Consider the following 26,380-nt stretch of genomic DNA (forward strand, 5'->3'; position numbering starts at 1 on the left):
TTAGTTCGACTAAATCTAAAACTTTTAAGATTCGTTCCGCTTCCTTTTTGTATCGATCAGGAAGTAAAGCTACAGAAACTTCTCTGGATGCTTTTGTTCGTAAATGCTTTTTGGTGATTTCAGTCAAACCGGCTTGAGTGAATAAACTGTGAAGTCGATTCTTACCTTGCGTCAGTTGCCTTGTCCAGTTCTCATGCTCTGTACACAATCGCCGATTATCTTCCTCTTCATCCGTGGGAATCGGAACAACCGGTAATTCTTCTATTGGATAACGTTGAATGAGCCTGGCTATTTTTAAACTGTCTTCTTTATCAGTCTTTTTCAAAGATTGATAGATCGTTGCTAAGTCTCCGGGATTCAAGACAATTACTTGAATCCCTTTGTTTAAAATTGATTTTGCAATTCTAAAAGATTGAGAGCCCGCTTCCAGACCTACAATATCATTTAAAGTCAGCCATTTTAATAAACTGCTAATACCGCTTTCCGTTGTACTGAATTGCCGACGTTCGAGCGAGTTCTCCGAATTAATTCGAACAACCTCTAAACTTTTCTTTCCGCAATCAATTCCTACATACTTGATTTCTTGACTGTTCATTTCTTTTCTCCTAAAATGACAGAGGGCGGAAGGTCTTAACAAAGCCGGGTGATATCACCAGCACTCCTATTCGCGGTCGACTTTGTTAAGCCGCCACACTTTGGTTTGCGGTGGCCGATTTAGATTCATCTATGGACCGGGGTCTAAGCCCCAAGAGAGCGATCAATCTGCCATCGGCCTTCTTGACTCCGTCGAATCAAGAATATCACACTTCGAGCTGTCTTACGTCCAAGAATCATACTAATCTATGGATCGCTCGATATAATTTTCTTTGACATTTGATTTTTAAAAACAAATGTAGTTCCTCGCTAACGTTGTGTTCACAAAACGACATTGTTATGCCAGGAGTTTTCATGTCCGAAATCAAAACCGCAACTTTAAAAAACGGAGAAAGAGAATACAAATACCTGAGTTTGGGTCAGGGAAAGAATCTGATCTTTTTCTTTCACGGATTTCCGGACGACGCGGGCTCCATGAAGGAACTGATGCAAATTTTTTCCGAAAGGGATTTTACATGCGTGGCTCCTTACATGAGAGGATATTCACCGGGTTCCGATATTCCTTTTTCCACCACGGTCAGCATTGCGGAGCTCGCAGGGGATCTGAAGTTCATCGTAGAATCCCTAAAATCCAAACACGATCCGAAAACTACAGTGATCGTAGGTCACGATTGGGGAGCAATCGCTTCTTATGCGTTCGCAAATCTTTCACCGGGAACGATTGACACGTTAGTCGCTCTTTCGGCTCCTCCGATTCCTACGTATTTAAAGAATTTATTGGTGTATCCGTCTCAGATCGTTCGAAGCTGGTATATCTTATTCTTTCAACTTCGGGCCGGAATTCCCGAATCCGCATTGTTGGAAAACGAACTTTTACGGAGGCTTTGGGAGGATTGGAGTCCCGGTTGGAAAATTCCGGAAGATCGATTTCGGGAAGTTTCGGAAAATCTAAAAGTTCACGAACATCTTACGACGGCGCTCGGTTATTACAGAGGTTTGTTGACTCCGGGAAATTGGGCTCTTTGGAATTCGAGCAGGGAACTGGTTTTTCATAAAATTTCCGTTCCGACACTCGTACTGGCCGGAGAAAAGGACGAATGTATTTCTACTTCCGTATACAAAGGACTCGAATCCGAATTTTATTCCAGAGTTTCTTTTAAGGTAATCGGAAAGGTAGGACATTTTTTGCCCTTAGAGGCGCCTGCTCAGGTGGCTAAGGAAATATTCACTTTTTTAAAATTAGGAGTTTAGAATATACTGAAAAAGTCGTTTTGAAATGCGGGATTTCGCTTTTGAAAGTGCGATAAAACTTTTACTACTCGGACGCATAAAAATAATATTCTGAAGAGTTTGTTTCAATCGTTAAAATGTGGAGCCTTCTTCAAAAAAACTAACAATTTCGGTTCAGACGCAATTTTTGAGAACGGCAGTTAGAGAGAGTTGCATAAGTTTCACGAAGGATTTGTCGTAATTCCGACAAATTTATCTTGCGATCCAAGTATTTGTGGGTAACGTTATGGTAGGAAGCGTTCTACTTTAGTTTCACAAAAACGTAAGAGTTCCCACAATTAGATGTCAGGGTTAAAATTTCTCCGATTTTATCCATAACGGAGCGGAGTTTAACCGTTCGCTGAAAATACTTTTGCTAATTTTTAAATCGCTCTTAAAAGCAGATTCTCTTTTGCCGAAAATGGAACGATGAAATTAATAGAAGGATCAAATGGGTTGGTCCTTCCGTGAATTTTAAGTCTAAAATACGAAAAATTCAGAAATCGTAGAAAAGATGAAAAAAACGAAGAATTCGTCTGTTTTACTTAGAAAAGCAGAATTGCTAAATACATACAACCGATGTTGTTTTATTGTTGCACCGCACAACAATTCATGGGAAAATACAATGGGACAAAATAATGTTCTTTTCTCCTTAGAAAGGGGGGGATAAATGCTCGAAAAAATGATCGAAGATCTCAAAGATTCAGTGAAGGAATCCGTAAAATCGGTTCGTATTCCTTTGGAAGTTCATAGTAAGACCGGAAATTATTCCGCTGAGATCGGAGGCTGGGAAGGCACGTCCATGAGTCTCAATCTAGGACGTTTTAACTCGGATTCTATCGGAGAGCCCGCGACTTTGGAAGTTCGAATTCCGTTTTGGAAAGATCCGATTTTATTACACGGGACGATCACCGAAAATAAAATCGTTCGCTCCAAGTCCCAGGAGCGAATGACGGATAACGTGCTTCTGTTTGAATCCGACGCGATCGGATTGATTAAGAAATTTCTTCCTAAGTTTCCAGTCGATCTTAAGGACTGGAAAATTCCCGAGTTTCCTCCCAAAAAAGCGGTTTGAGTGCTTGAATGGGTCCTATCTCCACATTGTCCTAGGGGATCATCGGGGCGGGAATCTCAAACGCATCTTTACGGAATACGGAATACCAGGTTTCGTAGTTTCTATCGGTGACACCGAATTGGTTCACGGTCCTCTCTTCGATTGGCGAAAACGAAGTCTTTATTTTAAACAGATCTACTGTTACGAGGAAGTCTGGGACTCTCCCGACAAAGATTGGAGAAAGGTCAGGAAGAAAATCGATGCCTTGCGAATTCAAACGATTGTTCTTTGGTACACCGATATGAACCACGACCGGATCTTCTTACGAATGGCGTGCCGATATTTGCAAGAAATTCATCTCCCCGTTGCAATTGTAAATATTTCTTCCGAACAAGATCCGACCGGAGCTACGTTGGAGGATCAAGGATTCGTGCAACGATTTGAAAATCGAGTTTTGCTTTCCATTGCAAAGAAGGACGAGTATGCCAAAGAATTCGATCGGATTCAAGATAGATCCGATGAGATTCGCAGATATGAAGGCGACAAGATAGGTTATCTTCCGGTCGATTTTTATGATAACTACGTTCTTTCCTTCGTTTCTGAAAACTGGAAAAGAGCCGTGCGAATCGTGGGAAACTGTTTGTATCATCAGTACAGTCTCGATTTGAGCGATGAGTTCTTTGAATGGCGGATTCGTACTTTGATTCAAAGCGGTCGTTTGGAAGCGGAAGGAGATCTAAGTTCCATGCAAGGTTATAATATCCGACGAAAGATAGCTGACCCAAATTCGCAAAATAGCCGTTAGTCGATTGTAAAACTCTCCGAAGGGTTGAGGAATTCAAATTGCCAAGCCAACGTTGAATCGAATCAAGGATCGACTTAGATTTTAATCTTCAGAGTTTGATTTCAAATTCGAGAGGTGCGTGATCCGAAAGAGGTTTGTCCCTGTAAATGGATTGGCTCTTTACGTTTTTCTTCAATTCTTCCGTAACAAAAAAATAGTCGATTCTCCATCCCTTGTTTTTGGCGCGGGCTCCGGCGCGAAAGGTCCACCAGGAATACTCCTGTTTTTCCGGATAAAGATAACGAAACGTATCCACCCAACCCTGGCCTAAAAATCCGCTCAACCATTCTCTTTCCTCGGGCAGGAATCCGCTGTTCTTCGCGTTTCCTTTCGGATCGTGAATGTCTTGCGGAGTGTGGGCGATATTTACGTCTCCACATACGACGATATTGGGTTGTTTCTTTTTTCTTTTAGCGGCTTCCTTTTGAAAAAGGTCCAGGAATTTCATCTTTGCGGCCTGGCGCACGTCGCCCGTGGTTCCGGAAGGAAAATATAAATTCCAGAGTGCAAAGTTCGGATATTCCAAATAGATACTTCGTCCTTCCTTATCAAAAAAAGAATCTCCGATTCCGATCGTGATTTTCTGAGGAGGTTTTTTATAAAGTATCGCGACTCCGCTATATCCCTTTTTTTCGGCGCTGTGAAACAAGGGAGTATAACCGCCTTCTTCCCAGAGAGAAGGAGAAACCTGATCCTGCATCGCTTTGGTTTCTTGAAAACAGATAAAGTCCGGTTTTGTTTCCCGGATATAATCGCCAAGTCCTTTTTCGAGAGAGGATCGGATCCCGTTGCAGTTGAGAGAAATGAGTTTCATAACAAGGCGTAAATTGAACGAATTCTTCTCCCGGGCAATTGTTTTTTGAATAAATTTCAGATGCAGGAACAGTTCTTTCGGAAATTCTGGTTTTTCGATGGCGATACAAATTCTGCAAGTCGATTTAAAAAGTCGGTCGGTTTTGGACCCGGTTTTAAAACGCGCCAGAGAGGATCTGAGCGCCACTTTAGCTCTCGTAAAACCGATCCTCGAAGACGTAAAACATCGGGGAGATGTCGCTCTCCGGGAATACACACGGAAATTCGACGGAGTCGTCCCGGATTCCTTCGTTGTCGATCTTTCTCAGTCGAACCCGAAGATCGATTCTTCTCTGGAGATCGCCCTCGGTAAGGCCGCGGAAAATATCAAAACCTTTCATCAGATTCAAATTCCTGAAGATAAGGAAATTCTAATACACGGAAATCGTCTCGGAATCCGTCATACTCCCGTGGAATCCGTTTCCGTTTACGCTCCCGGTGGAAAGGCTTTGTACCCTTCCACGATTCTCATGGGAGTGATTCCCGCAAAACTCGCCGGGGTAAAAAATATTCAGATCGTAACTCCTCCTCAGCAAGGAGTTTTACCTGACGGACTTGTGGCTGCGGCAAAGATCGCTGGCGCGGATAGAATCATTCTCGCAGGGGGAGCGCAGGGAATCGCCGCCGTTTCTTACGGAACCGAAAGTATTCCCTCTTCCGAATTTGTGATCGGTCCCGGAAATAAGTTTGTGACCGCGGCCAAAGTTTTTTTAAGCGGGGAAGGTGTGATTGGGATCGACAGCCCGGCCGGTCCGAGCGAGGTCCTGATCATCGCGGACGACTTTGCAAATCCGATCTGGGTCGCCGCGGATCTTTTATCCCAAGCCGAACACGGAGAGGATTCGGTTGCGATCCTTTGCACGGATTCTTTATCCTTTGCCGAAAAAGTCCGTTTTGAAGTCGAGAAGGCGCTTTTGGAAAGGCCCAAACGCGCCGAAATAAAACGAAAGTCCGTCGAAGACCACGGAAGAATATTCGTTTTTCCTAATTTAGAAGAATGTTTTGCGTTTTCCGACCTGTTCGCTCCGGAACATTTGGAGATTCAGACGAAAAATTATAAGGAAGACCTCAAAAGGATCAAACACGCCGGTTCCGTATTTTTGGGAAATTATTCTCCCGTTGCGATGGGGGATTATATCAGCGGAACCAATCATATCCTGCCCACGGCGGGGGCTGCGAGAATTTATTCCTCCTTGGGTGTTGCCACGTTTTTAAAACGGGTCACTTGGCAGGAGGTTTCGAAAGAATCTCTCCGGGATCTTTATCCTCACGTCAAAGTCCTTTCCGAATTCGAAGGACTGGACGAAGAACACGGAACCTCCGTGAAAATTAGAACTTAATCGAATTTGAATATTATGATTGTATGTAAAACTCCGGAAGAAGTCTCGTCCCAGGTCCGTAAGTGGAAGACCGAGGGTAAAAAAGTTGGTTTTGTGCCTACGATGGGTTATCTCCACGAAGGTCACGCGGCCTTGTTCGATCAATGCCTATCCAGAGCGGATAAAATCGTCGTTTCCATTTTCGTAAATCCGGCGCAGTTCAACGATCCGGAAGATTATGCGAAATATCCGGTTAATACGGAAGGGGATCTTAAAATCTGCGAATCTAAAAACGTGGATCTCGTTTTTTTACCCGATAAGGAAACGATGTATCCGGGAGGTATTCCGGATATAGTATTAAAGATTCCTAATTTAATGAAAAACTTATGCGCGGTTTCCAGGCCCGGTCATTTTGAAGGTGTGCTTCTTGTGATTTCGAGACTCTTTCATTTCGTGGAACCGGACCTTGCGTTTTTCGGTAAAAAAGATTATCAACAATATCTTCTCATTCGGGAGTTTTGTAAAGCTCTTGCGTTTCCGGTGGAAGTAGTCGGTTGTGAAACGATTCGTTCTGAAAAAGGGCTCGCTCTCAGCTCGCGTAACGCGCGATTGAGCGAAGACGAAAAGGAAGAGTCTCTTTTGGTTTCCAGGGCGCTCAGACTCGGGGAAAGTCAGATTCTTTCCGGAATCAAAGATCTGGTTCTTGTTCGGGATATTATGAAAGACGTCCTCGATTCTTCCTCCAAGATTCGTTTGGATTATTTAGAAATTTTGAATGCGGATACTCTGGAACCTTTGGAAATTCCGGAAGGAAACATCCTTCTTGCGGTCGCCGTTTTTATCGGCCCCGTACGTTTGATCGACAACCTGACCTTGAGGGTGACGTCTGCATGAAGGATCTTTTACAGATCATCGGAAAAGAATTGTTCTTCCGGTTCGAATCGGACTCTAAAAAGAATTCCGGTTCGAAAACAAAGGGAACTTCCAAAAAAGAATCCAAAACCTCCGCCGATAACAAAAATTCTTCTTTGGCAAAACCCGGTTCCTTAAAAACGAGGGAGAAGGTTCCTTCCGCGAAGTTAGGTTCCTCAAAAGCCGATGAGAATTTATCCGTAAACTTATCCGTTACGGGTAACGTGTATTCGGTCGTGGCAGGAAGTCATTCCATATTAGCTTCTTCTTTATTTCAAAAATTGAATCAAACGATCGTGGTCGTTTCGGAAAACAACACCGCCGCGGAATTTTTATACAGGGAATCCTTGAGTTTTCTTCCAGTTTCCGATCTCGTCTATCTTCCCGGTCAGGAAGTTCTTCCTTACGAATACTTACGTTATCCCGCGGAGATGAAACGGGAACGAATCAAGGCGATCGCAAAAATTTTAAGCGGAGAACCGGCTCTTATCTTTACGTCCGTTGCCGGTTTTTTAAAAACCCTTCCCCCGATTCAAACGATGCAGGGAAGGGCGATCACTTTGGAAAAAGGCAAAGAGATCGATCTGGAAAGTCTGCTCATTCAATTGATCGACCTAGGTTACAAACGCGCCGACGTTTGCGAAACCTTCGGAGAATTCAGTCTCAAGGGAGGAATCCTGGACATTTATTCTTCGTATTCCTCGGAACCCGTGCGGATCGATCTTTTCGGGGAAGAGATCGAATCGATCCGTACCTTCGATTCCGACAGTCAGAGATCCATGGCCGATCTGAATAAGGCCGTTATCCTTCCCGCGGACGAGTACGTCCTTTCGGACGAACAAAAAAAAGAATATCAGAATATTCTAAAGTCTGCGGATTCTTCCTTACATCTTCCCGAAATTCCGGAAATCGGGTACGGAATTTATTACGAAGAACTCGTTCCTTTGGTTCGGGAAAATCACGGAATTCTTTCTTATTTTCCCGAACCTCCGGTTTTACTTTTTCCGTCCCCCAACGAAGTTAAGGAAAGAATGCTCCATCTCGAAAGGGAATACGTTTCTCTTTTTGAAAAACGTTCCCGGGAAATTCTCTGCGCCCCTCCCGAAAAACTTTTGTCCTTCGGAGAGGAGCATAGGGTCCTTTTCGAGTCGATCGGTCTTTCCTTTGTGGGGCTTCCGCCTCGAAACGAAAACGATCCCGTTTCTTTTTTAAAGGAAGCTCCCGCGTTTAGGGGGAAGATCCGAGAAGTCCGCGAAAAAATTTCGGAGTTAAGAACGGAAGGGGGTTGGAAGATCGTTTTGACCTCTTCCTTCGAGGCTCAGACCAAAAGACTACAGGGCCTTTTTGAAAAGGAAGGAATCGTTTTGTTAAACGAAGACTCGACGGAGCCTGTGCCCTTTCATCTGGGTAAACACAAAGAAGACGCTTTTCTCGTGCTTTCCGAACTCAGAAACGGATTTATATTAGAAAATCAGAAAATTCTAATTCTTTCCGAAAACGACATTTTCGGAAGGGAATACAAACGTAAGACCCGTTTTAAAAAACAAAACAGCAAGGCCCTCCAGAGTTTTATCGATTTAAAAGAAGGGGACCACGTCGTTCATATCCACCACGGGGTAGGTAAGTTTCTAAAAATCGAAAGGACAAGCGCGGGCGGTAAGGAAAGGGACTTTCTGAAATTGGAATATGCGGGCGGAGATTCTTTGTTCGTTCCCTTGGATCAGATTTCCCTGGTTCAGAGATATATCGGAGGAACCGAATCTCCTCGTCTGGACAGCCTAGGAAAGAGTACTTGGAAAAAGACCAAGGATCGGGTTCAAAAAGCCGTCGAGGCTCTTGCGGAAGATTTGGTTCAGATGTATTCCAACCGACTCAAGCTACAAGGATACGCGTTTCCTCCGGATACGATCTATCAGGAAGAATTCGAAGCGGAATTCGAATACGAGGAAACTCCCGATCAGATCGAAGCGATCGATTCGGTCAAAAAAGATCTGGAATCTCCGAGGCCGATGGATCGTCTCGTCTGCGGAGACGTGGGTTACGGAAAAACCGAAGTCGCTATTCGTGCGGCGTTTAAGGTGGCTATGGCGGGGCGTCAGATCATGATGCTCGCTCCGACCACGATTTTAGCATTACAACATTATAATACATTTAAGAATCGTTTTGAAAATTATCCCGTTCGTGTGGAACTCGTTTCCCGGTTTAAAACCCCGGCTGAAGTTCGTGATATTTTGGCGGATTTTACCGCGGGAAAGGTGGACATGGTCATCGGGACGCACGCCATTCTTTCTTCGAAGATAAAACCGAAAAATCTGGGACTTCTCATCATCGACGAGGAACAAAGATTCGGAGTCAATCACAAGGAAACGATCAAGAAGTTTAAGAATCTCGTGGACGTTTTGACTCTGACGGCGACTCCGATTCCGAGGACTCTCCACATGGCCCTGACCGGAATCCGGGAACTTTCCATCATAGCCACTCCGCCTAAGAACCGTCAGTCGGTCGAAACCTACGTTCTCGAAGAGGACGAGGACCTGATCGCGGACGCGATCCGAAACGAAATTCAAAGGGACGGTCAGGTTTTTTATCTCTACAACCGGGTGGAAACCATCGAACAGGAAACCAAGTATCTGAGTGAAATCGTCCCCGAGGTTTCCATCGGAATCTTACACGGACAAATGACGGAAGACGAAATCGAAGAAACCCTTTTGGATTTTTACAACCGTAAATACGACATTTTGGTCACAACCACGATCATCGAATCCGGAATCGATATGCCGAACGTAAACACTCTTTTCGTAAAACGCGCGGATCTGTTCGGCCTTTCTCAGTTGTATCAGATTCGGGGAAGGGTGGGTCGAAGCGATAGAAAAGCGTTCGCGTATATGCTCCTTCCGAAGGATCGAGTCGTTACCGAACAAGCCGAAAAAAGACTGAATACGATTTACGAATATCAGGAGTTGGGTTCCGGTTTTAAGGTGGCGATGCGGGATCTTGAAATTCGAGGCGCGGGAAATCTGCTCGGAAAGGAACAGTCCGGAGACATCATGGAAGTCGGATTTGATCTTTACGTTCGAATGCTCGAAGACGCGATCGCGAGAATTAAAGGAGAAGAAGTCGCGGTGGAAGTGAGAACTTCCGTGACCTTGAACACCAACTTTTTCATTCCGGAAACATACATTGCGGATACAAGACAGAAGATTGAATTCTACAAAAAGTTCGAAGGTGCAAGGGACCTGGAAGAGATCGACGAGGTTTGTGGAGAGATGGTGGATCGTTTCGGAGAACCTCCGGAGGATACAAGAACCTTTATCCTTTTGGAAAAGATTCGAACTCTTGCATCCAATCTCGGTTTCGAATCCGTAGCCGAAATGAAGGATGAAATTAAAATGAAATCCGGTTTATATTTTAAAGGAGATCATACAAAAATCATTCAACTAATCTCTGTTAAGACCGGACTGACTCTGAATCCGAGAGAACCGAATGTGCTGATTTTTCAAACCGGGAAAAAATCGGAGAAGGAAAAATTGGATACTTTGATCTTTCTTCTTTCGTCAATGTTACCTTCCAAAAAAGTATAGACGATACAACCCCGAATCCTATCCTTTGCAACAGGAACCCTAAGTCCGATGAAAAAAAACAGTATTCTCTTTTTTATTGCTCTTTTCACCGCTTTTTTTGCGAGTTGCGGAGATAACTCCGAAGTGATCGAAACTCTGGACGGAAACAAGATCACCGTAAACACTTTTGAAGATACTTATAACGTAGCCATCGACGCGATGAGTCGCGTTCAAAATATCGAAAAGGAAAATCTTCTCGAATTCATTTCTAAAGATATCGCCGAAGTTCCGGAGCAGATGAGAGCTCTGAACTATCAATTTCAAAAGAAAAATTTTTACGATCAGTACAGAGACATGATGATCACGACCATCGCGGCCGAAAAAGAAGGTTTCACAAAACGCGACGACATCAAAAAAATCCTAAAGTTTCAGGAAATGCAGATCGTATCTCAGCTTTATGTGATGCACCTCGTAGAAAGTAAGATTAAGATTTCGGAAGAGGAAGCGATGGAAGAATGTCAGAAACTTCGTTCCAAGGAGCCGCAAATCAGTTCTCTTCCGATCGATCGTTGTATTCTTTTTGCGAGAGCGAAGTTGAAAAAAGACAAGTCGCAGGAGATTCTTCCCAAGGTTTTGGAAAGAATCAAAGAACAAGTTTCGATCAAACACAACGATAAGTTCGATCTGGACGCTTTTTTGAAGAAAAAAATCGGCGGCGAAACCGATAAAAAAGATCCCGCAGGAACAACTACAGCTCCTAAAACGGAAACCCCGAAAACGACCGGGCAGTAATCTCCTTTGAATCCTTATCTGAACGCCTTTCTGAGAAGTATCATTGAGGCGATCACGGAATTTCTACCGGTGTCTTCCACGGGGCACCTGTTCTTATTCAGCTCCTTCTTTCCTTTTAGCGAAGAGAATTTCGGAATGGAATTCGACGATCTTTTCGATATTTTCATTCAGAGCGGAGCCATTCTTTCCGTTTTATTTTTGTATCGGGAAAAATTCGGATCGCAGATCGTTTCTTCCTTCCGGTACGTCACAAAACAAAATTCCGATCCGCAGGGGTTTTATTTTTTACTTCAGATTGCGATCGGAGCCTTTCCGATTTTAGCCGCGGGTTTTGTTGCCAAGAAATTTTTGGATACGATCAAAGCAAGGTCGGACCTTTTGGATATTCTCGCGAGCGCTTGGATTTTCGGAGGAGTTCTCATCCTAATCGCCGAATGGTTCTTTCATAAAAAACAAAACGGTTCCGAAAGAAAACCCGTAGGTTTTCAGGACGCAATCCTTATAGGAATTTTTCAGTGTGTCGCATTAATTCCCGGAGTTTCCAGATCGGCCGCGACGATCATTACCGCCCGCTTTTTAGGAAAGGATACGAAGAGCAGCGCGGAGTTCTCCTTTTTCCTTGCGGTTCCGGTTCTTCTTGCTGCGGGAATTTATAAATTGCTTAAGTATCGTTCCATTTTGAACGGGGATACGATTCCTGTTTTAGCCTTCGGATTTTCGGTTTCGTTTCTTCTTTGTACTCTTGTGATTCGTTGGTTTTTACGTTATCTACAAAAACATTCCTTCGGCTCTTTCGGGGTATACAGAATTTTATTGGGGGTCGGAGTTCTCGTTTTCACTAAATTTATTAGATGAAAATCCAATTCACGGGAATAACCTGACACCGGTACCGGAATGCGTCTCCGTCTGATTCTGATTTTATCTTTCCTCTTGTTTGGGATTCCTATCTTGGCGCAAACGGAAGAACAGATGTTGCGTTTTATTACGGGCGGAACCGGCGGTCCAAGCCCTTCTTCTTCCGGGGACGATAAAAAACTCGCCATACTCAGAGCCAAAAACAGACTCCTCGGAAAATCCATCGATAGTCTTCCCGATCGGGAAGTGGACGATCTTTTACTTTCCCTTGGACTGACCCGAGACGGATCCCTTTTCATCAAAAGAAAACGTCTGCGCGCCGCTTTGGAAGAATCGGTTCCGGTCGCTGTGGATCCGATGACTCAACTTCCCCAGACGAAAAAGGCGCTTCCGATTTCGATTGAAAACGCGTCGGAAGGGGAGCTCCTTCAAGTGGATAAGAATAAGTCCGGCGTATTGGTTCTTCGCGGGAGGGTTCGTCTGAAACTTCGTTCGGGTTCTCTCGAAGCGGAAACGATCACCGTGGACAGCGAAAGACAGGAGATCTACGCGGAAGGCGGGATTATTTATAAGGACGGTAGAGCCGTCGTAGAAGGGGATAAGTTCATCTACGACTTTCGTTTGGAAAAGGGGGTCGTCTATAAAACGAAAGGAACCTTCTCTCCGGCCCACTTTATCGGAGAGAAACTCAAAAAACTAGACGACAAACGTTATGCGCTCGAGATGGGTTATTTTACGATCTGCAACGCGGAAAAACCGCATTATTCCTTTAAGGTAAACAGACTTTATATCTACGAAGATAAGACGGTAATGGCGACTAACGTTCGTTATCAGGTCGGAGGTACGACCGTTCTTTGGCTTCCGTTTTTATACAACAGTAATTTAGGAAACGGATGGATCGCCCAGGCGGGTAAGAACAACACGCAGGGAATGTTTCTGCAGAGTTCGTATCAATGGTCTGCGATTCCTTCCTTCCCCCTTGCTCCGATGGGTTATAAGTTTCGGGCGGATTTTTACGAAAAGACGGGACAGGCTTTTCACATGGAGATGTGGAATCAAAGTCCCGCTTTGAATTATCTGATCGATATCGGCTACGCCAATCATAGAAACTATCAGACGACCACAGCCTACGAGGATCGTTTTCACAATTTCGGAGTCGGTACGACTACTGTCACCAATCAAGTGGATCGCGGCGCCCTTTTTTCCGCAAACCCGAACGCTCCTCTTAGAAATATCGGGCCCGATACCGAACCTTGGTGGAAGGGCAGGATTCTCGTAAACTCCAAGATGAACAACACCGAAAAGGACGTTACCCGAAACATCAGCTTACAGTACGAAAATTATACCGATAGGCTTTTCGAATACGAGTACGGAAACCGTTACGAGCCCGCAAACACTTTACAATCTCTTTATACGGCTAGGAACGTTCGTATGGGTTTTGTTCGAAACACTTTGGAATGGAAATTGGATTACACCGAAAACAGAGGGGATCTTTCCATCAACGTAGGGATGAAACGAAATCTTCTGTATTACATTCTCAATCCCGCGGACAAGTCCGGATACTTTCCGACCGTGGACACGGTACCTACGACTACGATCCGAAATTCTTCGGAAATCGGAAGGATTCCGTATTTCAACTCTTCGGTTTATTGGGACGTTTTTCTGAACAACGTAATTCTCAGATACTACGGAGTTCCGACCCGAGAGAATCTGAAAATTCCCACACTCGAAGGTTCCTTTCAAGATCCATGGGGAAGTTACAAGGAAAACGTTTTTAGAACTCAGTATTTTACCCAAGGCGAATCGGGTCTACGGACCACTTTGAATTTCGGAAGTTATCTTACCTTTACTCCGAACGCTTTTTTCGGGGCAAAAAAACAATCCGCTACGGTCCGAAACAATAGCGCCGTCACGGGGGTTACGGATAACTCGTTCACTTCTCTGGAACGGTTTCTCGCGAGGGAATCCTACGAATATTTGAGGACTTCCTCCAACTTGAGATTCGGAATTCCGCTTCTATTTTTTAATACGACTTACCGAAAAATGGAAGTTTATAAGCCGGAGTTACAAGATCCGGTTCTCGCTAAAACGAGACAACACGAGCTCGAAGTTTCTTTGGAAAGTTACGCTCTGGAGAATTTCGAAATGTCGATCCGAACCATACGGGACCTAAGAACCTTTTCTTCGGATTACAAGCCGCAACCCACAGATTCGGAAAGATGGTATTTTACGATTGCGAGATTTTCGGGATACTTCGACTTTTTGGACGGATTCAGTCCGAAGCGAGTTTCCTTGCTCGAAAAGAAAAGAAGTTTTTATTCCGGTTTATTCTTAAGCAACGATTACGTTCATCATACTCCCAAAGCAAAACCTCTTTACAACAGTTTGACCGCTTCTTACAAGATGGGAGGTTTTACTCTGCCTTTGATTCGGTTGATCCGGGAATTGGAATTGGGAGGAACTTGGTATCACGTCTACAACAGTCCGATCTTGGACGGTTATCGTGTGTTCGTAAAAGCTAACGTCGATTTTACGAGATTTTTGGGAATCGAAGCGGAGCTGGATTCCAGAGTGAGCCAACCCTGGAGATATACAAATCAGGTCGGAAATACGTACGATACGTTCTATTCCGGAAACGATCCCACCACTTCCGTCTCGACTCTCAACTTGGAAAGAACGTCTCTTCAAAGGGATCTGCTCGACGGAACCGGAGTCAACGGGAACGGGGCGAAACAGAACACCGCGTTAAACATCAATCGTTTTATGGGAACGATCAAATACAATCTTCATACCGCAAACTTCAGACTCGGATACAGTATGGATCTACGCGCGGTTCCCGGAGGAAGAACGGACGGACTCGTTTCCTTTTACGATCAATCGATATTCTTCTCGATCTCGATCACGGACTTTACTCTGGGCCAGCAGGATTCTTCGGAGCTGACAAGAGTTCGTTTGTTTCGGTTTAGAAAACGTCCTTTTCAAGCGGGAGACGCCACGGGAATTACTTCGGAGAACCCTTGATATGTTAAAGGAAAGAAGCCAAACCTTCAAACTGATATTCACAGGTTTAGATTTTGTGAATGCATTATTCAGCGGGGCGCTCGCGTTCGTATTCCGGTTTTATATTATCGACGAAAACGGAACGGATCGCCGTTACGTGGACGTGGAAAGTTATATCTTTTTGTTTTTGCTTTTGGCGTTCTTTCAAGTCATCGTGTTCATTGCGATCGATCTCTATCATCCTAGAAGGGGACTTTCGTTTATCGACGAATTCTTGACGATCGTAGGCGGTGTGTTTCTCAATCTAGTATTCGTACTCGCGGTTTTATTTTTCTTTAGGGGAGATTTGGGAAGCGAACGATTTTCGAGATACGTGATTCTTGCGTTTGCAACGATCAACACCCTGACGTCGAGTTTTCTTCATTATACCGCGAGGATCGTGTTGCGAACACTTCGTAAAAAGGGTTACAACCTAAGAAGCGTATTGGTCGTAGGCGTTTCCGAAACTTCGAAACGTTTCAATGACGCGGTTATCAAACACGGAATTTACGGTTATAAGATCTTAGGATTCGTTCAGACAAAGACGATAAAACCGATTCGTAAGGACATGAAAGTGATCGGCAAGATCGAAAAGATTTCTCGGATCTTGGAGGAAGAAAGACCGGACTTGGTCGTTTACACTCTCGAACCTTCCGAAGGGGATTATTTGAAAGAGGTTCTGGACGCCTGCGATCACGAAGGAATCGATCTCAAGATCGTTCCCGGATTTCAGGAGTTCATCAAGGCTCGTGGAAGAGTGGAGGAGATGGAAGGACTTCCCGTCATTTCGATCCGAAACATTCCGATCCGATTGGGTTATAACAAATTCGTCAAAAGGATTTTCGATCTTGTTTTTTCCCTTATTTTCATTTTGTTTTTTTCCCCGTTTTATCTTGCGATGGCCTTGCTCGTAAAACTGACTTCTCGCGGCCCCGTTTTTTATTATCAGGAAAGAGTGGGACTGGACAATCGGAAGTTCAAGATGATCAAGTTTAGGACTATGGTCGTTCAGGCCAAAAATCAGTCGGAAACGACATGGACGGTTCAAAACGATCCGAGAGTCACGAGTGTGGGAAAAATTCTCCGAAAACTTTCTTTGGATGAAACCCCTCAGTTTTTCAACGTTCTTTTCGGGGATATGTCCGTCGTAGGTCCGAGACCGGAACGCCCTCATTTTGTGGAAAAATTTAAAAACGATCATAGACATTATATGAGAAGACACGCGGTCAAAGCGGGAATCACGGGACTTGCCCAGGTCAAAGGACTTCGGGGAGACACGTCGATCGAGGATAGGATCGCGGCGGACATCTATTATATCGAGAACTGGTCGCTCTGGCTTGATCTCAAGATTATTCTACTGACTCCTTTTAAAGGAATCATGGACAAAAACGCATACTAAAACAGTCTTGTCCCAAGGGGAGAATCATGAACCTGAACGAAGATTCTTTGCAGAAAATCGCCGAACTCTCGCGTTTGAAAATCCGTCCGGAGGAAAAAGAAGCCGCCTTGGCCGACTTTAACAAAATTTTGGAATACGTGGACCAAGTCAAGGGTCTGGACGTAAGTTCGATCGGAGAGGACGAGATTTATTTTCAACATGAGAATGCGATTCGTCCGGATCTTATAGGCAAACATCTTTCCCGCGAAGAAATCGAAAAATTCGCCCCTTCTTTTCAAAACGGATATTTCGTCGTTCCTAAGGTGATCGAAACATGAACGAAATATTAAAAAAATCTTATACGGAACTCAAATCCTCCTTAGGCGCTGGAAAAATTTCCGCGACCGAACTTACAACGGCCTGTATTGATCGGATCCGAGAAGTGGACGGTTCGGTAAAAGCGTTTTTGTCCTTGGACGAAAAAAGAATTTTGGACGCGGCAACGGAAAGCGACAAACGCAGAAAGGCCGGAAAATCGCTTTCGGAATTCGACGGAATGCCGGTTGCGATCAAGGACAATATTTGTATCCAAGATTCGATCACTTCCTGTTCCTCAAGAATATTAGAAAATTATAAATCTCCATTCAACGCGACCGCGGTCGAAAAATTGCTCGAAAAAGGATTCGTATTGTTTCCAAGAACGAACATGGACGAGTTTGCGATGGGAAGTTCCACGGAAAATTCCGCGTTTCAGACGACTCGTAACCCGTTCGATTTGGACAGAATTCCGGGCGGTTCGAGCGGCGGTTCGGCGGCGGCGGTTGCGGCTTCTATGGTTCCGTTGGCTCTCGGTTCCGACACGGGAGGATCCGTTCGACAACCCGCTTCTCTTTGCGGAATCTACGGACTCAAACCCACGTATGGAACCGTTTCCCGTTACGGACTGGTGGCTTACGCTTCGAGCCTCGATCAGATCGGACCTTTTTCGAGAGATCTACAAGGTTGTATCGATTTGTATTCCGTGATTTCCGGAAAGGACGTGAGAGATTCCACTTCGGTCCATCGTCCCGGATTTTCGGCTACTGACGTTTCAGTTCCCGATTTCAAAGGATTGAAAGTCGGCGTGATTCAAATGACTTCGGAAATTCAACCCGAAGTCGTAAAAGCTTACGAGAAAGTTCTTTCCCAATTGAAAGAGAAGGGGGCAACACTCGTTGAACTCGACTTTTCCAAGTTCGGCTTTGCGATTCCGATCTATTACATCATCGCTACGGCGGAATGTTCTTCCAATCTTTCCCGTTTCGACGGGATTCGTTTCGGATCCAGAAAGGATAAAACCGGAAAACTCGAAGATCTTTTCGTGGATTCCAGAACCGAAGGATTCGGGCCGGAAGTAAAACGAAGAATTCTTTTGGGAACGTTTTCTCTTTCAGCGGGTTACTATGATGCGTATTACGGAACCGCACAAAAAGCCAGGGCGCTTATTCGTAAAGAATACGCGTCTTTCTTTTCCAAAACGGATTTTATCCTACAACCTACTTCTCCTACGACCGCCTTTAAGGTCGGAGAAAAAAGCAAAGATCCGGTTCAGATGTACAAAGCCGACATGTGGACTACGAGCGTAAACTTAGCCGGACTTCCCGCGATTAGCGTTCCTATGGGAAAGGACGAGAAAGGACTTCCGATCGGACTACAGATCACGGCTCCTCACTTCGAAGAGGGGAAACTTTTCGGAGTTGCACAAGCGATTTCTAAATTAGAAAATTTAAATATTCAATTTCCGGAAAAGATAGAATGAGCGATTTGACGGCAAGAGTCATTCCCTGTTTGGACATCAAGAACGGAAGGGTGGTCAAGGGAGTGAACTTTGTCAATCTCGTGGACGCAGGCGATCCTGTCGAATCAGCCGCGATCTACGAGGAGAATTTAGCGGATGAACTTTGTTTTTTGGACATTACCGCCTCTTCCGATCGAAGGGAAATTCTTCTTCATCTCGTGGAGAAAATCGCGGAAAAAATTTTTATCCCGTTTACGGTCGGAGGAGGGATCAGGACCGTGGACGACGTAAAAGCAGTTTTGGAAAAAGGCGCGGATAAAATATCGATCAATACGGCCGCTTTTCAAAATCCGGACTTTCTCACACATTCCTCCGAAATTTACGGGTCCCAGTGTATCGTCTGCGCGATCGACGTGAAGTTTCAAAAGGAAAGAGACCGATACGAGATTTTTTTACACGGAGGAAGAACGGAAACCGGAAGGGAAGCGCTCGACTGGGCTCAGGAAGCCGCTGAAAAAGGCGCCGGTGAAATTCTTCTTACGTCTATGGACCGGGACGGAACTCGAAACGGATTCGATATCAATCTGTTGAAAAATTTTTCCTCGTCGCTTGAAATTCCGATCATCGCATCCGGGGGCGCGGGAAATCCCGAACACATGGTGGAAGCCATCCTACGAGGAAAAGCGGACGCGGTTCTTGCGGCCTCTATCTTTCACTTCGGAGAATATTCCATTCGAGAAACCAAACGAGCTATGAAGGAAATGGGAATTTCCGTTCGTTTGGATTGACGGCGCCGCTGCACTTTTCGTTCGGTTTGTCCTTCCAAAGATAGAGGTATTCATTCCAGCTTCCTCCTTCTCCGTTCGTGAGGTTATAATTTTTACCCGAAATAGTATCATAATCTTCGAATATGATTTTGAGACGAGTATATAATTCGAGTATCCGGGGCTTGGTTTTTCGGCGGGAAGACCAGAGACATGATTAAATCGTTATATACTAATTTTTGATCGGGTATGGTATGCAAGTTTAGAAAAAAAGGCAAAAGTCCATAAGATGTTTCGATCTGTTTCCTTTTTCGGAGGAAATTTCGCCTTGTTTTTGTAGATAAAATCTCCACTACTCATCATCAACAAATGTCGAATTAATCTTGAAAGTTCAACGTTCTCATTCGAGGAGACGTTGTGCTTCCTACGAATTGATCCGGGATTTAAGCCGTTTACAAAGCGTTGATAACGGTTAGAACTTCGTTGAAATAAGCGTTTCTAGAAACCGTATTTGCGTGACTGCTAAACGATAATTGATAGTGATCCAAATCCTTAGAAAATTGTCTTTCAGCCGGTAATTTGGAGGACATCTTTCCGCTTGTGGAAGTAACGATTCCGTCGTTCTTATTCGCAAAACTCGGGTTTCCGTCCTTCAAAATATCGCAGCCGATGACAAAAACGATTCCCGATCCGGGATGTTCGTTGCAGACGCTCATTTCTCCGTAAAAGGCGGTAACTCTAGAATCCTTAGAGGATTCCGCAAGAAGTCGTTCTAAATACGGATTGGAAGCTTCGAGGATACTTTCGTTATCCGGAACCTTATAAGGTGTGCCGAGTGCGTTCGTATAAGCCATATCCCTTCCGCCCGATGTTCCAGTTACAAAACCGACAAGCTCGTCTAACGTTCTTCCCATTTGTTCCCGATAGGTCGCGGATGCAAAAGGGGAACCTAAGTAAGGAGCGCCGAGGCCGACTATGAAGTCGATTACATCGTTCGTATTGTTTACGTGATAAAGAGCGGATCGACCTACGAGCCCTCCCATGGAATGTGCGAGTAGAATGACCTTGTCGTCCGGAGTAAAAACGGCGTTGAGTTTATCGATGAGTCTTCTTCCGTTGTTTTCCACGTAGTCCGAGGTTCGATAGGTAAAAGTATAAAGTTCGTAAGAGGTTTGAACTTCCGAAAGATTTTGGGAATACATCTCTAAGGCATCGTCCCAGATTTTTCTAATATTTGCAACTTTCTTACGTTTGCTCGTGGGAAGTTCGAAATTCCTTTCTTCAAAGTCCCAACCGTGAATCAAAACGATCTTCGGTTTGTTTGTCTTTAAATACGGAGCGGCAATCACGAATTGATCCGGCGAAATGTGACTTTTTGAAACGACCTCCGGAATCGGAATGAACTTGTAGAGTTCGTGATTGAACTCGTCCCAAAAGGTAACGCCGATATTTTTTAGGATCTCTTCGGTTTTATTTTTTCTTTCGATTGAACTGTTGCACGAAAAGAACGGACCGAAACAAAGAAAAAATATAAAAAGTTTAAAAGTAAATTTAACGAGTTGCATATGTTTCAAAATAAAACGAAGGAACGAATAAAATGCAAGTGAAAATACTGAATTTAATTCATTTTATGTTTTAGTTTAAATAAAAGTAACGATACTTAAGTATATTATAAATATTAAATGTATTACTTAAGTTGTTTTTTATTACTTGCGGATTACTATGAAATAAAATATGAGCTTTTGGAAAATTTCATGGCGGAGATTAATAAAACCGCTTCAATCGTTCATTTCAATATAACGGAAACCGATGGGGAAATAATTTTCAATAACTATAATAAAATAATTTTCTAATTTAATTTGTTCTAATTCTTATAAGGCGTTGATGATCGTCAAAACCTCGTTGAAAAACGCGTTTCGAGATGCCTTATTTAAATGATCGCGAAACGAAAGCTGCGCGTGATCGAAATCTTTCGAGAATCGTTTTGCCGCCGATAATTTGGAGGACATTTTACCGCTCGTAGAAGTTACGATTCCGTCGTTTTTACCAAAAAAACTCGGGCTTCCGTTCGATAAAAAGTTACAGCCGACGGTATAAATCGCATTCGAACCGGGATGTTCGTTACAAACGCTCATTTCTCCGTAAAACACGGTTACTTTCGAATCCTTCGAAGATTCCGCGAGTAGCCGTTCCAGATACGGATTGAAAGCCCCGCCGATGTGTTCGCTCGGAATCGGAACCTGATAAGATGTGCCTAACGCGTTCGTATAAGCCAGATCTTTTCCTCCTTCGCTTTCGGTCATAAACGCGATCAAATCGCCTAACGTTCCGAAATTTCCCTGATAACTCGGAGACGCAAAAGGCGAACCCAAATAAGGAGTTCCCAGAGTTACTATGAAGTCGATCACGTCGTTCGTGTTGTTTGCGTGATAAAGGGCGGATCTGCCGACGAGCCCTCCCATGGAATGTGCGAGTAGAATGACCTTGTCGTCCGGAGTAAAAATGCCGTTCAGCTTATCGATGAGTCTCCTTCCGTTGTTTTCCACATAATCCGAGGTTCGATACGTAAAGGTATAAAGTTCGTAAGAAGATTGAACTCCGGAAAGATTTTGAGAATACATTTCCAAAACGTCGTCCCAGGTTTCCCTTAAATTGCTTACCTTCGTGAATTTGTCCGTGGGAGGATTGATGTTCTTTTCCTTAAAGTCCCAGCCGTGGACCAAAACGATTTTGGGTTTGTTATCCTTAACCTCGGGTGTGGCTACCGCGAATTGATCCGCAGTGAATTGATTTTTGGAAACGACTAGAGGAATCGGAAGGAACTTATAGAGTTCATGATTGAATTCTCCCCAAAATAGGAGGGTCAAAGTTTCCAGGATTTCTTCCGTCATATTTTTCTTTTTTGTAAGATTGAGTTTTTCTTTGAGCTTATTCCAAGATGAATTGTTGCACGAGGAAAAGAAGCCGAGGCAAAGGAGGATTACGAAAAATTGGGAAGGAATTCGAAAGGGTTTCATGTCTCCCAAGAGAAAACAAAAAATTAGAAAATGCAAGAGATAATTCTAAAATCAGGCGAGTTCTTTCGGATTGTAAGCGAACGGAGGTTCGGAATCAGATTCGAAGACGGATTGAAATTAAAATTCGTTTCGAAAAACGTTTATCAATGAATTATAACTTACTAAAATACCACGATCTGCAATTTGAGTGCAAAATCCTTTAATGGATTTACGGATTTTAGCTTTTGGATTTTATTGAGATTCCTTTTCGGACTTCTTTCACGAAAGAAACAAAGGGTTCGAAAGAATTACCTGCGGTTTACGATCCGATCCAAAACGATCCCGGTCGCAACGGTGACGTTCAAAGAGGAAAGATTTCCGTGCATCGGAATTCTCAGGACAAAATCCGATTTTTCCAAAAGGATTCTTTTGACACCTTCACCCTCGTTTCCCATGAGGATCGCCAGTTCCTTCGGCTCCGGAAGTTTGGACCAGTCTTCGTTTCCTCGATCGCTCGTGGAAACGATCCAGTAACCGTTTTCCTTTAAGAGTTCTAAAGTGTTTGCGAGATTTTTAACCGTGAAAATTTTTAAAAACGAAAGCGCTCCCGAAGAAACTTTTTCGACTACGGCCGTAATTCCAGCCGATTCTCTTTCGGGAAGAATGATGTTGGTGACTCCGAAACATTCGGCGGTCCTCAAAATATTTCCGAGGTTTCCCGGATCTTGGATTCGATCCAGAATCAGAAAGGTTCCCGGTTTTTCAAAAAGGATTTCTTCCAGATTTTTCTTATCCGCTGTTTGCCCTTTGGAAGGACTTTTGAGAGCGACGATTCCCTGATGATTCCTTCCCGGAACGAGAGAATCCAGTTTTGCGCTCGTAACCCGGTGGACTTTTACGAAAGAAGGAAGTCGGTTTAATATTTTTTCGACAATGTCCGTTCCCGGATTTTCCTTCACGTACAACTCGATAAAAGGAAAAGAATGTTCCTTGCCGAAATGGGCCTCCGTGAGTTCGATCAGAGTCCGCTTTCCGAAGATGTATTCCGGTCTGGCTATTTTCTCCTCCAGCGGATTCCGTCTTTCGTATCCTCGATCAAAATGCCCTGCGCCAAAAGTTGATCTCTGATCGCGTCGGATCTCGCAAAATCCTTATTCTTTCTGGCGGTCTGTCTTTCCTCCATAAGGGAATCGATTTCGGAATCGATCAGATCTTTTTTGGGCTCGAAATCGAGAACTCCGAAAACACGATCATAATATGCCAAAAGTTGAATGTATTCTTGGATCTGTAAGGAATCCGCTTTGCCCGAATCCAAAAGAGAGTTTATCTGTTTGATCGATTCAAATGCTACGGCCAAGGCCTTGGAAACGTTTAAGTCGTCGGCTATGGATTCTTCAAATTCTTTTTTCCATTGCAGAACACTTTCGGAAGTAAACTTAAACTCGAAAGGATCGGAGATTTTTACGTCCGATTTCAGATCCAACAAACGATCCAAACAGTTTTGGATTTTTCGGATATTCGAGGAAGCCTCGGAGATTCGATCGGTGGAAAAATTCAACTTGGAACGGTAGTGCGCCGAGATCAAAAGAAAACGAATCGCTTTCGGATCCAGACCCTGCCGAACAAGATCGCGTAACGTGTAAAAGTTACCCTTACTCTTGGACATCTTTTGACCGTCCACGAGAAGGTGTTCGCTATGAAGCCAGGTTTTTACAAAGGATTCTTCGGGAAAGGCGCCTTCGGATTGTGCGATTTCGTTCTCGTGATGGGGAAACAATAGATCCACACCACCCGTATGAATGTCCACTCCGCTTCCGTAAACCTTTCGGATCATCGCGGAACATTCCAAATGCCAGCCGGGACGTCCGGTTCCGACTAACGTATTCCAACAGGTTTCCCCTTCCAGTTTCGGACTTTTCCAAAGGACGAAGTCTCGTACGTCCTCTTTTTCGTATTCGTCGGTGTCGTAACGGGTTCCGGTTTTCATTCCGGTCGTGTCGATTTTACTGAGTTTTCCGTAACCCTTAAACTTTTGAATGGAGAAATAAAGACTTTCGTCTTTTTCATAAACGAGTCCTTTCTCTTGCAACTTTTGGACGATCTCGATCATTTCGGAAATGGAGTCCGTCGCTTTGGGATAGTGTTCCAAGGTTTCGACGGAAACGGTTTTTAAATCTTCGAAGAAGGCTTCCGTCCAAGGCGCGGTAAAATCCTGGACGCTTTTTTGGGAAGCGATGGAATCACGGATGATCTTGTCGTCTATGTCCGTGATGTTCATGGTCATATCCACTCCGTATCCCAAAAGTTTAAGGGATCTGCGTAAAACGTCCACGAAAAGAAAAGCGCGTAGGTTTCCGATATGAGCGAAGTTGTAAACCGTGGGACCGCAGGAATACACGGTTACTCGGTGCGGATCTGCGGGAGAGAATTTTTCTTTTTTACCCGTAAGGGAATTGTAAAACTGAACCTCGATCATTCGGGAAAGAAAATTTCCCTCACAAATTCCAGATTGGCGCCGTTCTGTTTTTCGTCTTTCAAACCGGCATCGTTTCCTTCCGTGGGATAAACTTGCATCCTTTTGTCGCAATTCAGATGATTGAAAAAGGCGAAAACGGATTTAGGATGGGAAATTTTATCGTCCATACCGACCGAAACCAAAGTCGGAATTTTGATCTTTTTGGAGAAGTTTATACTATCATAATATGCTAAACTTTTCTTCATCGCCGTTTTTTTGGTTTTGGAACTGTTGAGTTGTTCGGTAATTTCCTTCATCCAACTCTTTTCGAGTTTGAGTTGGAGATCGTCTATATGACAAAAATTAGGAGTTTCCAAAATCAATCCCTTGATCCGATTCGTAAACGCGGCTCCGAACGCCGCAAGAGAAGCCCCCATCGATTTTCCCGCGAGGATGATCTTGTCTCCATCGATCCCGTCGGTCAGTCTTAAAAATTCAACCGAACGAATCACGTCGAGATACAATCCCTTCATATAGAAAGCATCTTTTCCGTCCAAACCTTTCGAGAAGTAACCGGGAGTCCAATCGGGATCGGCGACTTCTCCCTCTTTCAGTAGAGGACGAACCAACTGAGAACCGTGACCTCTTAGATCGACGATGAGTTGAGCGACTCCCGTTTCCGTGAGTCCTTTGATGATTGCGGGTCTTTCCTTGCCGTAGTCGTGAAAGTAAACGACCACGGGAAGGTCTCCACGTTTTCGAGGAATAACCAGGGTTCCGTTTAAGGTTGCGTTTTGCCAGGATTGAAAGGAAATATCATAGATGGTTTCCTTGATAATCGAACCCTTGAGAAGAGCCTTGGATTGTTTTTTAATCGGAAAGTTTTTTAAGTCCCGAATCGCTTCGGACCAAAATTCGTCGAGATCGCTCGGGCCGTGAAGCTCGGGATAAGTTTGAAAACATTCGTCAAAACTGAGCGCCATCTGGAAACATCGTTTTCACTTTACCGGTGGTGTAAAGTGTTCTTTTGAGGAATAAAGGGTCTGTAATAGTAGAACGGCGATCGTCATCGGGCCGACTCCGCCGGGCACAGGAGTGTAAAAAGACGAAACATCCTTCGCTTTGGAAATTTCGATATCACCTACGTTGCCGGGATTGTAACCCGCGTCCAAAAGAATCGCGCCTTTGGAAATCCAATCGGCCTTGATGAACTCCGGTTTACCGACCGCTCCGACGATGATATCCGCTTTGCGAACGATCTCGGGAAGATTGACGGTTTTAGAATGACAGAGTGTGACGGTCGCATTCATCTCGGTGAGTAACATCGCCATCGGCTTTCCCAAAATCGGAGAACGTCCCACAACAACCGCATTTTTTCCCGCAACGTCGATTCCGTATTCTTTGAGTAGAAGAACCATCCCGTACGGAGTGCAGGGGAGATACGTTTCCACTCCCATGGAAAGTTTTCCAAAAGAAAGAGTGGTAACTCCGTCCACATCCTTGTGAAGCGCGATCCGATCAAAGGCCGCTCTTTCGTCGATTTGAGGAGGAGAAGGATGTTGGAGTAAAATTCCGTCCACGTTCGAGTCGGCGTTCAGTCGATCGATGACGGTTAATAATTCTTCCGTTGTGGTTTGTTCTCCCAAACGGATCATCTCCGAACCCATTCCCACACTATGACAGGCCTTGACTTTCATCCCAACGTAGGTTTCGGAAGCGGGGTTGTTGCCTACTAGGATCGTGGTGAGTTTTGGAATTCTAAGATTTTTTGTTTTTCGTTCTTCGATCTCGGAACGAATTCCGTCCCTAATTTTTTCAGAGAGTTTTTTTCCATCTAAGAGAACCGGATTCATACTTCTCAGGATTTAAGAAACCTCCTCTCTGTCAGGTAAAAAATATCCTTTTCGGTGAAACCGAAAG

At 44.3% G+C, this 26,380-nt stretch carries 21 protein-coding genes; 13 read left to right on the plus strand and 8 right to left on the minus strand.

The genetic code is table 11. From position 1 onward, the window contains the following. The coding region (locus LEP1GSC194_RS09790; protein ID WP_036040806.1) for an IS110 family transposase at positions 1–595 on the minus strand (595 nt) is incomplete at its 3' end. Positions 596–948: 353 nt separating this feature from the next. Between LEP1GSC194_RS09790 and LEP1GSC194_RS09795 the strand changes: the two genes are divergently transcribed. From LEP1GSC194_RS09795 to LEP1GSC194_RS09805, 3 genes are all read left to right on the plus strand, one after another. After that, positions 949–1,845, plus strand: a complete 897-nt coding sequence (locus LEP1GSC194_RS09795) for an alpha/beta fold hydrolase (RefSeq protein ID WP_020773462.1) — start codon at positions 949–951, stop codon at positions 1,843–1,845. Between the two features lie 688 nt (positions 1,846–2,533). Beyond that, positions 2,534–2,938 (plus strand): hypothetical protein, encoded by a 405-nt coding sequence (locus LEP1GSC194_RS09800; RefSeq protein WP_020773468.1) that lies wholly within the window; start codon positions 2,534–2,536, stop codon positions 2,936–2,938. A gap of 4 nt (positions 2,939–2,942) precedes the next feature. Then, on the plus strand, positions 2,943–3,722 hold the full coding sequence (locus LEP1GSC194_RS09805; protein WP_036042172.1) for a DUF3658 domain-containing protein: 780 nt from the start codon (positions 2,943–2,945) through the stop codon (positions 3,720–3,722). 88 nt (positions 3,723–3,810) lie between these two features. Here the strand turns inward: LEP1GSC194_RS09805 and LEP1GSC194_RS09810 are convergent, their stop codons facing one another. Then, positions 3,811–4,575 (minus strand): exodeoxyribonuclease III, encoded by a 765-nt coding sequence (locus LEP1GSC194_RS09810; protein ID WP_020773458.1) that lies wholly within the window; start codon positions 4,573–4,575, stop codon positions 3,811–3,813. Between the two features lie 97 nt (positions 4,576–4,672). On the opposite strand from LEP1GSC194_RS09810, the gene hisD reads away from it, so the two are divergent. From hisD to hisF, 10 genes are read left to right on the plus strand one after another with little or no spacing between them, the layout of a single operon-like run. After that, positions 4,673–5,953 carry a histidinol dehydrogenase gene (gene hisD, locus LEP1GSC194_RS09815; protein WP_017809683.1) on the plus strand — a complete coding sequence of 427 codons (1,281 nt, stop codon included), beginning with the start codon at positions 4,673–4,675 and terminating at the stop codon, positions 5,951–5,953. 15 nt (positions 5,954–5,968) lie between these two features. After that, entirely contained in the window at positions 5,969–6,826 is an 858-nt protein-coding gene (gene panC / locus LEP1GSC194_RS09820; protein WP_017809684.1) for a pantoate--beta-alanine ligase, read from the plus strand. Then, positions 6,823–10,425 carry a transcription-repair coupling factor gene (gene mfd / locus LEP1GSC194_RS09825; protein ID WP_020773471.1) on the plus strand — a complete coding sequence of 1,201 codons (3,603 nt, stop codon included), beginning with the start codon at positions 6,823–6,825 and terminating at the stop codon, positions 10,423–10,425. Before panC ends, mfd begins: the two co-directional genes overlap by 4 nt. Before the next feature lie 48 nt (positions 10,426–10,473). Next, a complete protein-coding gene (locus LEP1GSC194_RS09830) occupies positions 10,474–11,196 on the plus strand; it encodes a lipoprotein LipL31 (protein WP_020773455.1) in 723 nt (240 codons plus the stop codon). Between the two features lie 6 nt (positions 11,197–11,202). After that, complete coding sequence (locus LEP1GSC194_RS09835; RefSeq protein ID WP_020773453.1) at positions 11,203–12,051, plus strand: undecaprenyl-diphosphate phosphatase; 849 nt, start codon at positions 11,203–11,205, stop codon at positions 12,049–12,051. 39 nt (positions 12,052–12,090) lie between these two features. Beyond that, positions 12,091–15,072, plus strand: coding sequence for an LPS-assembly protein LptD (locus LEP1GSC194_RS09840; protein ID WP_020773472.1), 2,982 nt, complete (start codon positions 12,091–12,093; stop codon positions 15,070–15,072). A 1-nt stretch (position 15,073) separates the two neighbouring features. Beyond that, positions 15,074–16,489 (plus strand): undecaprenyl-phosphate glucose phosphotransferase, encoded by a 1,416-nt coding sequence (locus LEP1GSC194_RS09845; protein ID WP_020773454.1) that lies wholly within the window; start codon positions 15,074–15,076, stop codon positions 16,487–16,489. A 26-nt stretch (positions 16,490–16,515) separates the two neighbouring features. Continuing rightward, the gene (gene gatC, locus LEP1GSC194_RS09850; protein ID WP_020773478.1) at positions 16,516–16,806 is read left to right on the plus strand and encodes an Asp-tRNA(Asn)/Glu-tRNA(Gln) amidotransferase subunit GatC; all 291 of its coding nucleotides are present in this window, start codon (positions 16,516–16,518) and stop codon (positions 16,804–16,806) included. Continuing rightward, a complete protein-coding gene (gene gatA / locus LEP1GSC194_RS09855; protein ID WP_020773466.1) occupies positions 16,803–18,266 on the plus strand; it encodes an Asp-tRNA(Asn)/Glu-tRNA(Gln) amidotransferase subunit GatA in 1,464 nt (487 codons plus the stop codon). Before gatC ends, gatA begins: the two co-directional genes overlap by 4 nt. Further along, positions 18,263–19,033 carry an imidazole glycerol phosphate synthase subunit HisF gene (gene hisF, locus LEP1GSC194_RS09860; RefSeq protein WP_020773450.1) on the plus strand — a complete coding sequence of 257 codons (771 nt, stop codon included), beginning with the start codon at positions 18,263–18,265 and terminating at the stop codon, positions 19,031–19,033. The genes gatA and hisF overlap by 4 nt, the downstream gene beginning before the upstream one ends. A gap of 428 nt (positions 19,034–19,461) precedes the next feature. Here the strand turns inward: hisF and LEP1GSC194_RS09865 are convergent, their stop codons facing one another. The 6 genes from LEP1GSC194_RS09865 to folD all read right to left on the minus strand — a co-directional run bounded on the left by LEP1GSC194_RS09865 (position 19,462) and on the right by folD (position 26,313). Continuing rightward, positions 19,462–20,574 carry an alpha/beta hydrolase gene (locus LEP1GSC194_RS09865; RefSeq protein WP_020773475.1) on the minus strand — a complete coding sequence of 371 codons (1,113 nt, stop codon included), beginning with the start codon at positions 20,572–20,574 and terminating at the stop codon, positions 19,462–19,464. Positions 20,575–20,880: 306 nt separating this feature from the next. After that, complete coding sequence (locus LEP1GSC194_RS09870; protein ID WP_081605077.1) at positions 20,881–22,026, minus strand: esterase/lipase family protein; 1,146 nt, start codon at positions 22,024–22,026, stop codon at positions 20,881–20,883. Positions 22,027–22,313: 287 nt separating this feature from the next. Continuing rightward, positions 22,314–23,075 (minus strand): 23S rRNA (guanosine(2251)-2'-O)-methyltransferase RlmB, encoded by a 762-nt coding sequence (rlmB, locus tag LEP1GSC194_RS09875; RefSeq protein WP_036042176.1) that lies wholly within the window; start codon positions 23,073–23,075, stop codon positions 22,314–22,316. Further along, positions 23,060–24,481: a cysteine--tRNA ligase gene (gene cysS / locus LEP1GSC194_RS09880; protein WP_020773464.1), complete on the minus strand. Its 1,422-nt coding sequence runs from the start codon at positions 24,479–24,481 to the stop codon at positions 23,060–23,062. Before cysS ends, rlmB begins: the two co-directional genes overlap by 16 nt. Continuing rightward, positions 24,478–25,443, minus strand: coding sequence for an acetylxylan esterase (locus LEP1GSC194_RS09885; protein ID WP_020773474.1), 966 nt, complete (start codon positions 25,441–25,443; stop codon positions 24,478–24,480). The genes cysS and LEP1GSC194_RS09885 overlap by 4 nt, the downstream gene beginning before the upstream one ends. Before the next feature lie 15 nt (positions 25,444–25,458). Continuing rightward, positions 25,459–26,313: a bifunctional methylenetetrahydrofolate dehydrogenase/methenyltetrahydrofolate cyclohydrolase FolD gene (gene folD, locus LEP1GSC194_RS09890; protein ID WP_020773465.1), complete on the minus strand. Its 855-nt coding sequence runs from the start codon at positions 26,311–26,313 to the stop codon at positions 25,459–25,461. Between the last annotated feature and the right edge of the window lie 67 nt (positions 26,314–26,380).

This window comes from Leptospira alstonii serovar Sichuan str. 79601, from assembly GCF_000347175.1.
Taxonomy (GTDB): domain Bacteria; phylum Spirochaetota; class Leptospiria; order Leptospirales; family Leptospiraceae; genus Leptospira; species Leptospira alstonii.